Annotated in this window: 10 protein-coding genes and 1 tRNA gene; 7 read left to right on the top strand and 4 right to left on the bottom strand. The window is 71.6% G+C overall.

The genetic code is table 11. The features are described 5' to 3' along the window. Nucleotides 1-161 precede the first annotated feature (161 nt). Both gabT and SNR22_RS24790 read right to left on the bottom strand, forming a co-directional pair. Entirely contained in the window at nt 162-1,433 is a 1,272-nt protein-coding gene (gabT, locus tag SNR22_RS24785; protein ID WP_320069060.1) for a 4-aminobutyrate--2-oxoglutarate transaminase, read from the bottom strand. Nucleotides 1,434-1,437: 4 nt separating this feature from the next. Continuing rightward, the gene (locus tag SNR22_RS24790) at nt 1,438-2,874 is read right to left on the bottom strand and encodes a gamma-aminobutyraldehyde dehydrogenase (protein WP_320069061.1); all 1,437 of its coding nucleotides are present in this window, start codon (nt 2,872-2,874) and stop codon (nt 1,438-1,440) included. A 142-nt stretch (nt 2,875-3,016) separates the two neighbouring features. Between SNR22_RS24790 and SNR22_RS24795 the strand changes: the two genes are divergently transcribed. Then, entirely contained in the window at nt 3,017-4,456 is a 1,440-nt protein-coding gene (locus SNR22_RS24795; RefSeq protein WP_320069062.1) for an aldehyde dehydrogenase family protein, read from the top strand. A 21-nt stretch (nt 4,457-4,477) separates the two neighbouring features. Here the strand turns inward: SNR22_RS24795 and SNR22_RS24800 are convergent, their stop codons facing one another. Further along, complete coding sequence (locus SNR22_RS24800; protein ID WP_320069063.1) at nt 4,478-5,707, bottom strand: SUKH-3 domain-containing protein; 1,230 nt, start codon at nt 5,705-5,707, stop codon at nt 4,478-4,480. Between the two features lie 75 nt (nt 5,708-5,782). On the opposite strand from SNR22_RS24800, the gene SNR22_RS24805 reads away from it, so the two are divergent. The 6 genes from SNR22_RS24805 to SNR22_RS24830 all read left to right on the top strand — a co-directional run bounded on the left by SNR22_RS24805 (nt 5,783) and on the right by SNR22_RS24830 (nt 11,112). Next, nucleotides 5,783-6,211, top strand: a complete 429-nt coding sequence (locus SNR22_RS24805) for a YbaB/EbfC family nucleoid-associated protein (protein WP_320069064.1) — start codon at nt 5,783-5,785, stop codon at nt 6,209-6,211. Then, a complete protein-coding gene (locus SNR22_RS24810) occupies nt 6,208-6,552 on the top strand; it encodes a hypothetical protein (RefSeq protein ID WP_320069065.1) in 345 nt (114 codons plus the stop codon). The genes SNR22_RS24805 and SNR22_RS24810 overlap by 4 nt, the downstream gene beginning before the upstream one ends. A gap of 17 nt (nt 6,553-6,569) precedes the next feature. Further along, a complete protein-coding gene (locus SNR22_RS24815) occupies nt 6,570-9,794 on the top strand; it encodes a toxin glutamine deamidase domain-containing protein (RefSeq protein WP_320069066.1) in 3,225 nt (1,074 codons plus the stop codon). A 45-nt stretch (nt 9,795-9,839) separates the two neighbouring features. After that, nucleotides 9,840-10,580, top strand: a complete 741-nt coding sequence (locus SNR22_RS24820) for a hypothetical protein (protein WP_320069067.1) — start codon at nt 9,840-9,842, stop codon at nt 10,578-10,580. Then, a complete protein-coding gene (locus tag SNR22_RS24825; RefSeq protein WP_320069068.1) occupies nt 10,540-10,827 on the top strand; it encodes a hypothetical protein in 288 nt (95 codons plus the stop codon). The genes SNR22_RS24820 and SNR22_RS24825 overlap by 41 nt, the downstream gene beginning before the upstream one ends. 212 nt (nt 10,828-11,039) lie before the next feature. Next, nucleotides 11,040-11,112 (top strand) — tRNA-His (locus tag SNR22_RS24830). 58 nt (nt 11,113-11,170) lie between these two features. On the opposite strand, the gene SNR22_RS24835 is transcribed toward SNR22_RS24830, so the two are convergent. Beyond that, nucleotides 11,171-12,466 carry a L,D-transpeptidase gene (locus SNR22_RS24835; RefSeq protein WP_320069124.1) on the bottom strand — a complete coding sequence of 432 codons (1,296 nt, stop codon included), beginning with the start codon at nt 12,464-12,466 and terminating at the stop codon, nt 11,171-11,173. Nucleotides 12,467-12,543: the final 77 nt, after the last annotated feature.

Genomic DNA, 12,543 nt, shown 5'->3' on the forward strand with positions numbered 1-12,543 from the left:
GGGTGCGGGGTGCGGGGTGCGGGGTGCGGGGTGCGGGGTGCGGGGTGCGGGGTGCGGGGTGCGGGGTGCGGGGTGCGGGGTGCGGGGTGCGGGGTGCGGGGTGCGGGGTGCTTCGGGTTTGCGGTGGGGGCATGGGGATCGGGGTGTCGGGGGCGCTCCGGTCAGCCGAAGGCGGTGTCGAGGATGCCCAGGCCCCGGGCCAGTTCGGCGTCGGAGATGACCAGCGGAGGCAGGAGACGCAGCACGTTGCCGTAGGTGCCGCAGGTCAGCACCAGCAGGCCGGCGGCGTGGCAGGCCGCCGCGACCGCCGCTGCGGCGGCCGGGTCCGGGACCAGGGTGCCGGGCTGGACCAGCTCCACGGCGAGCATCGCGCCCCGGCCGCGTACCTCGGCGACCCGCGGGTCACCGGCGGCGATCGTGCAGAGCCGCGCGTCCATCGTCGCCCCGATCCGTCTGGCGGCGGCGGCCAGGTCCAGCTCGTGCATGGTCTCGATCGCCGCCAGCGCCGCCGCGCAGGCGATCGGGTTGCCGCCGTACGTGCCGCCGAGGCCCCCGACGTGCACGGCGTCCATCAGCTCGGCCCGGCCGGTCACCGCGGCCAGCGGCAGGCCGCCCGCGATGCCCTTGGCCAGGGTCACCAGGTCTGGGACGACGTCCTCGTGGTCGCAGGCGAACCAGTCCCCGGTGCGGCAGAAGCCGGTCTGGATTTCGTCGGCCACGAAGACCACCCCGGCCGCCGTCGCCCACTCGCGCAGCGCCGGCAGGAACCCCGGCGCCGGTACGACGAAACCGCCCTCGCCCTGGATCGGCTCGATCAGCAGCGCGGCCACGTTCTCCGCGCCGACCTGCTTCTCTATCGTCTCGACGGCCCGGGCCGCCGCCTCCGCCCCGGACAGTCCCCCGTCGCGCAGCGGGTACGACATCGGCACCCGGTAGACCTCGCCGGCGAACGGCCCGAACCGGTGCTTGTACGGCATGTTCTTCGCGGTCAGCGCCATGGTCAGGTTGGTCCGGCCGTGGTACGCGTGGTCGAAGGCCACCACCGCCGGCCGCCCGGTGGCGTGCCGAGCGATCTTCACGGCGTTCTCCACCGCCTCGGCGCCGGAGTTGAACAGCGCCGAGCGCTTCTCGAACGCCCCCGGGGTCAGCGCGTTGAGCCGTTCGCAGACCGCCACGTACGACTCGTACGGCGCGACCATGAAGCAGGTGTGGGTGAACCGCTCGACCTGTGCCCGTACCGCCTCGACCACCCGTGGGGCGCAGTTGCCGACGTTGGTGACCGCGATGCCGGCGGCGAAGTCGATCCACTCCCGCCCGTCGACGTCGGTGATGGTCCCGCCGCCGGCCCGGTCCACGTACGACGAGATCACGCTGCCGACGCCCCGGGCGACGGCCCCGCCCCGCCGCTTGTGCAGTTCCTCCGAGGAAGCCATGGGGTCAGGCCTCGATGTTGTGCATGACGTGCTTGATCCGGGTGTAGTCCTCCAGGCTGTAGACCGAGAGATCCTTGCCGTGCCCGGAATGCTTGAAGCCGCCGTGCGGCATCTCCGAGACGAACGGGATGTGGGTGTTCACCCAGACGCAGCCGAAGTCCAGCCGGCGGGTCATCCGCATCGCCCGGCCGTGATCGCGCGTCCAGACCGACGCCGACAGGCCGTAGTCGACGCCGTTGGCCCAGCGCACCGCCTCGTCCTCGGCGGAGAAGCGCTGCACGCTGATGACCGGCCCGAACACCTCCTGCTGGACGATCTCGTCGGCCTGCCGCACCCCGGAGACCACGGTGGGGGAGTAGAAGTAGCCGCGTTCGCCGACCCGGGACCCGCCGACGGCCACGTCGGCGTGGTCGGGGAGCCGGTCGACGAAGCCGCTGACCCGGGCGAGCTGGTTGGCGTTGTTCAGCGGGCCGTAGAGCACGTCGGCGTCGTCCGGGGCGCCGGTCCTGGTGTTGCGGGCCTGCTCGGCCAGCGCCGCCACGAAGTCGTCGTGGATGCCGGGGCCGGCCAGCACCCGGGTCGCCGCCGTGCAGTCCTGGCCGGCGTTGAAATAGCCGCCCATCGCGATCGCCTCGGCCGCAGCCGCCACGTCCGCGTCGTCGAAGACCAGCACCGGGGCCTTGCCGCCCAACTCCAGGTGGGTGCGCTTCAGGTCCGGTGCGGCGGCGGAGGCGACCTCCATGCCCGCCCGGGTCGAGCCGGTGATCGACACCAGCCGCGGGGTCGGGTGTGACACGAGGGTACGACCGGTGTCCCGGTCGCCGCAGACCACGTTGAACACCCCCGGCGGGAAGAACTCGGCGGCGATCTCGGCCAGCAGCAGCGTCGACACCGGAGTGGTGTCCGACGGCTTGAGCACCACCGTGTTGCCGGCCGCCAGGGCCGGGGCGATCTTCCAGACCGCCATCATCAGCGGGTAGTTCCACGGGGTGACCTGGGCACAGACGCCGATCGGCTCCCGCCGCACGTACGAGGTGTGCCCCGCCAGGTATTCCCCGGCCGAGCGGCCCTCGAGCAACCGGGCCGCCCCGGCGAAGAAGCGGAACTGGTCCACCGCCGGCGGCAGCTCCTCCTCGGCGGTCAGCCGGCGGGGCTTGCCGGTGTTGCGGACCTCCGCGTCGACCAGCTCGGCCGCTCTCGCCTCCACCGCGTCCGCGAGCTTCAGCAGCGCCCGCTGCCGCTCCCCGGGGGTGGTGTCCCGCCACGTCTCGAATGCGGCGGAGGCCGCCCGCATTGCCGCGTCCACATCCGCCGGGCCGGAGACCGGCGCCTGGGCGAAGACCGCACCGGTACACGGGTCGACCAGGTCGGCGTACCCGCCGTCGACCGGGTCCACGTATTCGCCGTCGACGAAGTTGCGCAGCTGGTGTTGGTCGCTCATCAGGTGTCTCCGAGGGATGGCCGGGCGTGGGGGTAGCGGAGGTTATCGGAATCTGACTGCCATCTTCGCTACTGAATTCGCGGCAGACAAGGGTTTGGGCGACCGTTTCCGTGCGGGCACGGTTCCACTACGCTGCCGAAGTGTGGAGCCGAGAGCCTTCTTCGTTGCCGGCCGCCCCGCACACGGCGAGGGCGAGCTGACCGTCACCCATCCGTATGACGGTCGGGTGGTGGGGCGTACCACCCTCGCCACGGCCGACCAGGTCGAGGCCGCCGTCGCCGCGGCGGCCGGGGTGGCGGCGCAGGCCGCGGCCCTGCCCGCGCACGCCCGCGCGGCGGCCCTGGACCACGTCTCCCGGCGGCTCGCCGAGCGGGCGGAGGAGGTCGCGGCGCTCATCACGGCGGAGAACGGCAAGCCGGTCAAGTGGGCGCGGGCCGAGGTGGGGCGGGCCTCCTCGACGTTCCGCTGGGCGGCCGAGGAGGCCCGGCGGTTCTCGGGCGAACTGCAACGCCTCGACACCGACCCGGCCGCGAACGGGCGGATCGCGCTGGTCCGCCGGGTGCCGAAGGGGCCGATCCTGGGCATCGCGCCGTTCAACTTCCCGCTCAACCTGGTGGCGCACAAGGTCGCCCCGGCCATCGCCGTCGGCGCCCCCATCGTGGTGAAGCCGGCCCCGGCCACGCCGCTGTCGGCGCTGCTGCTCGGCGAGCTCCTGGCCGAGACCGAGCTGCCGGAGGGGATGTTCTCGGTGCTGCCGCTGCCCAACGAGCGCGCCGCCGAACTGGTCGCCGACCCGCGCCTGCCGGTGGTGTCGTTCACCGGCTCCGGCCCGGTCGGCGCGGCGATCCGCCGGTCCGTGCCCGACAAGCACGTCACCCTGGAGCTGGGTGGCAACGCGGCGGCCGTGATCTGTGAGGACTGGAACACCGGCGAGGACCTCACCTTCGCCGCGCACCGGATCGCCACGTTCTCCAACTACCAGGCCGGGCAGTCCTGCATCGCCGTGCAGCGGGTGTACGTGCACGAATGGCTCTACGACGCGTTCCTGCCGAGGCTGGTCGCCTCCGTCGAGGCGCTGCGCACCGGCGACCCGTCCGACGAGCTGACCGACGTCGGGCCGCTGATCTCGGTCGAGGCCGCCGAACGCGTCGAGGCGTGGGTCCACGAGGCCGCGGCGGCCGGGGCGACCATCGAGGTGGGCGGCCGGCGCGACGGCGCGAACCACCCCCCGACCGTGCTGTCGGGGGTGCCGGCGGGCGCGAAGGTCTGCACCGAGGAGGTGTTCGGCCCGGTGCTGGTGGTCGCCCGGGTCGAGAACGACGACGCCGCGTTCGCCGCCGTCAACGACTCGGCGTACGGCCTGCAGGCGGGCGTGTTCACCCACCGCCTCGACGTCGCCTTCGCCGCGCACCGCGCCCTGGACGTCGGCGGGGTGATCGTCGGCGACGTGCCGTCGTACCGGGCCGACCAGATGCCGTACGGGGGCGTGAAGGGCAGTGGCATCGGCCGGGAGGGGCTGCGCAGCGCCATGGACGACTACACCGAGGCCCGGGTCATGGTGCTGACCGGCGTGCGGTTGTAGCGCTACCGCGCGGTGGCAGCGCTACCAGGTGCCGTCGTCGCGTACCCGGGCCGGGGCGCGACCGAGTAGCAGGGTGGTGAGCGCGGCGTCGATGTCCTCGCCGAGGAACCACTCGCCGGCCTGGTCCAGCACGAAGATCCGGCCACGCTCGTCGACCGCGATGATGCTCTCCCGGCCCTCCGCGCCGATGGGGAACAGCCGCACGCCGAGCACGGCACCGAAGTCCGCCAACGTGTCGGCCGAGTATGCCGCCCGCGTCGGATTGGTGTGGAAGCGGCTGATCCAGACCTCCTCGCCGGGGCCGCGACGGCTAGGCCCGACGGCCGGGAAAGCGGTCAGGGCGGCCTCGGCGGCCGGGAACGGCTCGTGCCGGTGTAGCCGACCGGTCACCTCACAGGTCTCTGCGATGGCCCCGGCCGCGAGGGCCGGGTTGAACATGGTGTCCTCCCATCCCCCGTCCATCAGCGAGTGCCCGACCTCGGCAGGGAAACGGTCGGGGTGGATCGGTTCCTGTGGTTCCGGCCGCCACTGCCGGGTGTACGCGAGGTCGGACCAGTCGAGCGCGTGGAAATGGACCAGGAAGTTCACGCACGAGTCGCAGGGCCGTTCGGCCAGGCCTCCCGCCGGGTCGCCCGGCTCGCGTACCCGGTGCACCTCCAGCCGAGAAGCCTCGAACAGGGACTGAGCGTCGTCCATGGTGACCGGTGCCCGGCCCTGGGCGGCGCGTCGGTGGTCGAACTCGTGGAGGACGTCCGACACGACGATCATTTCCGCATGCCGTTCCCCGCCCCGGACGAGGTGCCCCGGCGGCAGTTCGTCGAGGTAGGCCCGGACCAGCGGATGATGCCGGAGAACCACATCGCCCTTGGCCCCCTGGGCGAAATGAAGGTGCCCCTCAACGGCCAACTGGGCGACGGCACCCGGCGTCGGGATGCGGCGGATCTCGCGGAGCAGTTGGCTCGCCGGGTCGACCGTGCGCGGTGCCGGCTGCGCCGGTCGGCTGCGCCGGTACATCTCCCGCACGGCGGGGAACGGCAGCCGGGGCCAGGTCGAGACCTCGCCGGTCTCCTTGTCCACGACGGTGGTCGGCAGGTCACCGGGCAGCACGGTGGCCGAGGGGCTCACCGTGGACGTGATCAGCCAACCGAGGTCGAACTCCTCGACCAGCGGGGCACACGCGTGCCCGAGTCGCTGGGAGTCCCGGTGGGCCCACACGGTGGCGAGCTGTTCAGCCTGTTGACGGTCGATCACCCACCCGAAGTTACCGGACCCCACGGAATCCGTGGCGCCCGGTATGGTCTGCCCTACCGACGGTGACGGGGAGGGATGGCGTTGGCCGAGAGGGTGAACCGGGACGCCAACCGGGAGCTGCGGGCCCGGTTCGACGAGGTGTACGGGCAGTATCGGCAACTCCGCTCCGGACTGGACGAACTCCAGGCCCGACTCGCGAAGCTCCGGGTCACCGAACGCTCCGACGATGGGCAGGTGACGGTCGTCGTCGGCGCCCGCGGTGAACTCGTCTCGGTGGAGGTCCACCCCTCCGTCTTCCACGATCGGGACGCCCAGGCACTGAGCCGGAAGATCACCGCGACGGTGCACCGCGCCACCACCGCCGCGATCGCCGCCACGCAGGAACTCATCGCGGGGTGTGTGCCGGCCGGGTCGAGGTCGCTGGACTTCCTCCGTACCGGTGACTTCGGTGCCCTGCTGGGTCGGGCCGATGCCGTCATGCGGGGTGGGGAGCGACCGGCATGACCGACGGAGAGCTCTGGTTGGACCCCGTCCGGGCCCGACGTGGCGGCGGCGATCTCACCTCGGCCGGCGAGGCCGTCACCGACCGACGGGCCCGGGTGGGTGGCCAGATCGCGGCGGCCAGCGCGGCCCGACCCTGGGGTCGGGACGACATCGGCGCCGCGTTCGAGAAGCAGTACCGCGGGTTCGAGGAGACGCTGCTGCGCGCCTGGGCGGGCGTCGGGCGGGCCGTCGAGCACCTGGGGGAAGACGTCGTGCGGTCTGTGGACAACGAGGTGGCGACGGACTCGCGAAGCGGCGGACGACTCAACCGGATCTCCGACCAGCGGCCCGCCGGGCGCTGACGACGCCGAGGAGCGCCGTGACCCTGCTGCCGAGCCCGATCCCGCACCCGCTCGACTACTCGCCCTGGGAGCTGCCCGGTTGGGTCCACGAGGCCCTCGACTGGGTGGTCGGGGTGGAGTGGCCGGAGGGCGACGAGCGGGCGGTCTGGGCCCTCGCCGACCAGTGGTACGGCGTGGCCGAGGCCCTGGCCGGGCCGCGCGCCGACGCGGTCTTCGCCGCCGGTGAGGTGCGCGGCGGGTACGGCGGCGTCGGGGCGGTCGTGGCGGCGTTCGACGCCGCCTGGCGGCGGGTGGCCGAGGGCGACGAGGCCCCGCTGCCGGTCCTGCTGGCCGTCAGCGGTGACCTCGGCCGGCTGGTCGAGGAGTGCGGCTGCGACATCGAGGGGGCGAAGCTCGAGGTCTGGATCGAGCTGGGAATCCTCGTCGTCGAGCTGCTGTCGCTGGCGGTGGCGGCGGTGCTCACCGCGGGCGCGGCCTCGCCCGCTGCTGGCGCCGCGATCACCGCCAGCCGGTTCGTCGTGCAGCAGATCTTCAAGAAGCTGATCGCGCAGCTTGCCCGCAAGAGCCTCAAGCAGGGCCTGAAGGAGGCCGGTGAGCGGGCCGCCAAGCAGGTGGCCGAGGGTGGCGTGCGGGGCCTGGCCAGGAAGGCGGTACGCGGCGGGCTGGCGGAGGCGGCCGAGGAGGCCGGGGTCACGCTCGCCACGCAGGCGTACCAGAACTCGACCGGCCGCCGGCACGGGCTGGATCTGACCGACGCGGGAATGTCGGCGCTCGGCGGGCTGGCGGGCGGGGCGGTGGCGCCGCTGGCCGGTCTCGGGCGACACGCGACCGGGCGGGCGGCGCGCGTCGGTGAGCACTTCGGCCGGGAGATGACCGGCGAGGTGATCGCCGACCAAGCCGCCAGTCTCGCCACCGGGCAGGGCCTGGTGTCGCTGGACGACGCGGCGCGAGCCGCCGCGTCGGGGGCCACCGGATCGGCCACGGGACAGACCGACGTGGCGCTGCGCCAGCGGCTCGACGGCCGGATGGCTGCCCTCGGCGGGGCGTCCTTCGCCCCGAGCGAGCTGGGGAATCCACCGGATCCGAGCAGATCCGGGGGCGCGCTGAGCACCGGTGCCGACATCAGCGTGACGAGCCACGACGGAGGAACTGCCGGGCGTCAGCCCACAGGCGAACAGAGCCGCCTCCCTCAAGACGGCGCTGCCGCCCCGGTCCCGACCGCGACAACCCCGACCGCGGCGGCACCGACCGCGACAACCCCGACCGCGGCGGCACCGGGGCAGACGTCCGGCGTCGTGCTGCCGACCGAGCACCTCGCCGAGACGGTGCCCGTGCTGTCCGGAGTCGCTGTCGATGCTGCTGTCGACTCCCGGTCGCCGGTGACGCATCCAGGACCGGGTGCGAGTGAAGCGCCGGCGCATCCGACGCTGTCGTCCGCGGCCACCGCCGATGTCCTGCCGACAGGCATCCGCAGCGCGGAGGCCGGGCTGGCGCCAGTGGCCGGAGCGGTCGGATCCACGCTCGCCGACCCGCACGCCGGAGCCGGGTCGAGCGTCACGTCTGATCCACGGCCGGCATCGCTCTCGACCATCGGGAGCAGCGCGAACACGACAGCCGCTCCGCTGCCGACGCCCCAGCACGAGACGGGCGACCCGACCCGTACGCCGAGGTGGAACCGGTCGGCCCCAGGACACATCCCGTTCCCGCCCGGAGTCGTCTCCCCGGCGGCACCGGGTCCGAATCCACCTCCTGTCCCGCCACCGCCGAGGCCTCCGGCGGCACCGGAGTCCGCCGATGCCTCCGAACCGTTGCCGAGGTCTCCCGAGTGGTACGCCGCGAAGTGGGCCGCCGACCGCGAGGCCTTTGCTCGGCGTCGCTACCAGGCCTACTTCCAGCAGCAGCGGACCTGGTACGAGGAGAAGCGACGCAGGGGACTTGCCGCTGAGCTTCGGGACGGGGCCGAGCGCCATTATGAGCAGGCGCGGTGGTTGATCCGACAGGCCTACGGTCTCCACGACGCCGGTCGTACCGATGTCGCCGCCCGGTTCATCCGGGGCGGCCGAGAGAAGGAACGTCAGTATCACCGGCAGCGGGGCCTCGCCGAGGCGGTGCTGGCCGGGACGGTTGCGCCCGCGGTTGTCGACGTGGGTAACCGGGACGACTTCGAGCGCATCAACACCGACGATCCCTCGCTCGTCGTCGGGGCGGTGGAGACCGCCGGTCCGTCGGCGCTGACCGGTGACGACGACCCGCCGCCGATCGACCGGTCCCGCCGGTACGGGCAGTGGGGCGGTCTGCGGCCGCCACTGGCGCTGCACCAGTCCGACCTCGAAGGGGCGATGCCCCGGGGTGCCGACGGCCAGGTCCTGCGGACCGCAGATCCTCGCACGGGTGGCTGGTTCAAGCTGGCCAACGACGGCGGGCCACGTGCCGATCCGACCCGGGGCATCAACTGTCTGGACTGCACCCTCTCGCTGTACGAGACGTGGATGCACGGCCGGCCCCGGGTCTCCGCGCCCCGCACCTTCGACGCGTACTCCCTCGGGGACGTCAACCGGCCCATCGGCGGCGAGATCGACGGCCCGGGGCGGGTCGAGGACGCCACCGGCGGGCGCTTCCAGCAGTTCGCCGACGCGGCCCAGGAAACCGTGCCCCACGACGCGTGGAAGGCCGTCAACCGAGGGTTCGGCTCCCTGGAGGGCCACCTGCGCGTCGGCGGTCACGGCAGCTACGCGTTCCTCATCACCACCTACGAGGGTGGGGGGTCGCACGCCTGGGTGGCGGTCAACCAGAGCGGCAGCGTGCTCTACCTGGATCCGCAGAACGGCGCTGTCTCGGACATGCCGCTCTACGCGCACAGCGGCCTGCCGGCACCGCACAACGTAGTGGGGATGGACGCCCTGGTCCTCGGGCCGGACGGCCGGCCGATGCCGCTGCCGGGTGCGGGGCCGGGAGCGTTCAGTCAGCGTGACGCGGTGGCGGAGGAGCAGCCGCCGTCTGTGGAGCGGTCGCGGGAACAGCAGCCGGGCCCCGACGACCCGTCGGACGACGACCTGTACGTAACCGGATGCACCTGCTCGAAGGCCCAGGGCCCGGTCGACCCGGGGCCGCTGGACCGGGCAGGCCGGCCCACAGGTAGTCCGGCTGGGCCGCCGTCAGCGGATTCCTCGTCGAGCCCGCGTTACCAGTTGTCTCCGCATGAGGCGAAGGTCTTGGAGGCCGTCCGTGGCAGGGCGATCTAGGAGGCGGATGAGGTCGAGTCGGCGCTCAGGTTGGTGGGAGAACGGGTGACCACCTCGCTCGTTCTCCGGCACCCCGTCGAGCTGCGTGATCTGGAGTTCCGGGTCAAGAGCATCGAATCGTTGAGTCGGAAGTACGTCGACGAGGCGTCGGTTGTCGGCATGCCGGTCGAGGACTTCGCCGCCGATGTGAACGATGCGCTCCGGTTCTCCCTCGCCATGCCAGGCCCCGATACCTACCGACTGGCTCTTGAGAGCGTCCTGGCCGGTCTGGAGAGCCTCGGATTCGATGTCGACGACGATGGTTGCAAGAACTTCTGGAGATCCGGTAACCGGTTCTACGGTTTCAACTGCCGCCTACGTTCCCCGTCCGGTCAGGTTTTCGAGCTGCAACTGCACAGTGACGCTTCTCGGGACGTGTGGCAGCGGACCCACGAGGCGTACGAGGTACTTCGCCTGCTGAAGGAGTCTCCGTCCCGGCGGGTCGACGCGTTCCTGGAGATGCTCGCCGTCAATCGCCGGTGCGAGATGTCCGAGGCTGTACCGCAAGGGCTTTCGCTACGCTTCCCCTCGAAGGATGCGAGCTTCGCGAGGTGGATCTCGCTCAATCAGGGAGTTTGGCGCAGATACCTGGACCACTTGGAGGATCGGGGCGAGTCCTTTTCCGAGGTGGTCGCAAGGTGTGGCCTCACGCGAGAGGATTTCCCGGTCTCCCGAAAACTCGAGAGGATCCTGGAGAAGGAAAGTGTTGACCTACTACGCAATATTTCGAGCGGCCGAGAAGGGTGAAGCGGCTGGTTTGTTGCTGATGGACGTCGACTCCGGCGATGCCCTGATCTGGAACAACCGGCTTCAGGAATGGACGTACGACCCCGGCTTGGCCGTCAGGTTCCTCGACGACCACCGGAACTTCAGTCGGTACCGGGAAGTGGAAGCGGCAGAGGCTCGGCGGATCGCAGAGAGGGTCACCGGAGGTGCGCTGCCAGGGGAGGCTGAGGTGGTGAACATCTTCCGCCAGGGGAACTCGCGTGAGTGACCGGGCTGAGCCGGGGCGCCCGCCCTACGTCACTCGTCCCTGGCCGGAACGCACCCTGACATCGCCGTAGCGCTTGGACCAAGATTCACTGCGGGAGGTCCAAGTGGGCGCCGGAAGGGTGGGAGGGGCGGGGAACCCGGTGGACGCAGGCGGCGATGGTGTGGCTATTATTAGTCCGCACGTCGCCCGGCCTCGCCGGTGCGGGGAGCGTGGTGGCTGTAGCTCAGTTGGCAGAGCACCGGGTTGTGGTCCCGGTTGTCGTGGGTTCAATTCCCATCAGTCACCCCTTGTAAGAAGGCCCCCTCCGTTCGGAGGGGGCCTTCTTCGTGTCCGGGGGCGTTGGTCAGGCGGTCGGCTCGGCGCTGGGCGTCTCGTCGGTGTCGCCGGGGGTGGCCTCGGCGCTGGGGGAGGCGGCGGCGTCCGGGTCGTACGGCAGGGCACTGCCCTTGACGTACTCGTCCCAGCTCATGTTCCAGTCGGTCCAGCCGTTGCCGTTGGCGAGCTTGCGCTCGGTGCCCTTGACGGTGACCGGGTCACCGATCCGGGTGTTGGCGAAGAGCCAGGCGCCATCCTTCATCGAGACGTTGACGCAGCCGTGCGAGACGTTGACGCTGCCCTGCTTCCCCTCCGACCACGGGGCTGCGTGGATGAACTCCCCGCCCCAGGTGAGCCGCTGGGCGTAGTCGATCTTCGTGCGGTAGCCCTCCTCGGGGCCCAACTCCTCGAGGGTGTCGAAGACCGTCTTGCGCAGCTTCTCGATGACGATCATGGTGCCGCTCGAGGACGGGGTGCTCTTCTTGCCGAGGCTGACGAGGACGGTCTTGATCACCTTGCCGTCCTTGGTGACCGTCATCCGCTTGGTCTTGTTGTCGACCGTCATGATCACTGCCGGGCCGGTCTTGATGTCGACGCTCAGATCGGCGCGGCCGTACCAACCGTCACCGAGGGGGAGGCCACCGGCCTGGACCTGGTACGAGACGGCACTGCCGGCCTTCCAGAACTCCTTCGGCCGGAACCGGATCTCGGTGGGGCTGACCCAGTGCCAGATCCCCTCCTGGGCGGGCGTGGAGGTCACCGCCATCCGGCGCTGGACGTCGTCCCGGTAGTCCTCGGGAATGGCCCGGCTGAACTTCACGATCAGCGGCATGCCGACGCCGACGACCTGGTTGTCGCCCAGGAAGCTGCTGACCCGGATCTGCTTGGCGGGCCTCGCCATCGTGGTGAAGGTGCTGGTTGCCTGCGCCGGCTTGCCGTCGTCGCCGGTGGCCGTGACGGTGGCGGTGTAGGCCTCCGCGTACTTCAGGGCACCTTTGGGCAGCCAGCTCTTGCCGTCGGCGGCGAGCGTGCCCTCGACGGCGGCCCCGGCGGAATCCTTCAGCTCGACGGTGGTGTCCTCCGCGTCCTTCGCGGTGAAGGCGATGCCGGTGGAGGCCGGCACGTCCTTGGCGTCGGCTGCGGGTTCGGTGATGGTGGCGGCGGCCTTCGGTGCGCTTTCGCCGCCGCCGTGCCAGCCCGCCGACTTGCCCCCGTCGCCGGCGGTGCAGGCGGAGGTGAACGTGAGTATGGCGGCGAGGATCCCCGCCGCGAACATCCGGCGTCGGCCATCGCGCCGGGTCAGCTGGTCCTGGGTCGCGCGCATCATTACCTCACTGTCGTGGTGCACCGGCTGCCATCGTCTCTTACTGACGCACGGCGACACGTACCCGTTGCGGGGGG

It is taken from the genome of Micromonospora sp. RTGN7 (assembly GCF_033804645.1).
Lineage (GTDB): Bacteria > Actinomycetota > Actinomycetes > Mycobacteriales > Micromonosporaceae > Micromonospora.